The 451-nt window shown below is 65.0% G+C and carries 1 protein-coding gene; it reads left to right on the top strand.

Annotated elements, in window-relative coordinates; genetic code table 11:
* Positions 1-451 (top strand): aromatic amino acid lyase (locus HX786_RS31425; RefSeq protein WP_178913079.1); only part of this gene is annotated, 451 nt, incomplete at both ends.

The following is a 451-nucleotide window of genomic DNA, read 5'->3' as shown; positions in this document are numbered from 1 at the left end:
GCCTACGGCATCAACACCGGTTTCGGCCTGCTGGCCTCGACCCGCATTGCCAGCGAAGACCTGGAAAACCTCCAGCGTTCCCTGGTGCTGTCCCACGCCGCCGGCGTCGGTGAGCCCATCAGCGATGCGCTGGTACGGCTGGTCATGGTGCTCAAGGTCAACAGCCTGAGCCGGGGTTTTTCCGGGATTCGCCGGCAGGTGATCGACGCGCTGATCGCCCTGATCAATGCCGAGGTCTACCCGCACATTCCACTGAAAGGTTCGGTGGGCGCCTCCGGTGACCTGGCGCCATTGGCCCACATGTCGCTGGTGCTGCTGGGCGAAGGCAAGGCCCGCTACAAAGGCGAATGGCTGGAAGCTACCGAAGCGCTGAAAGTTGCCGGCCTGACGCCGCTGACCCTGGCGGCCAAGGAAGGCCTGGCGCTGCTCAACGGCACCCAGGTTTCCACCG

This window comes from Pseudomonas sp. 21615526, assembly GCF_013386245.1.
GTDB lineage: Bacteria > Pseudomonadota > Gammaproteobacteria > Pseudomonadales > Pseudomonadaceae > Aquipseudomonas.
The sequence above is the reverse complement of the archived record's forward strand: the minus strand, read 5'-3'. Positions and strand labels throughout refer to the sequence as shown.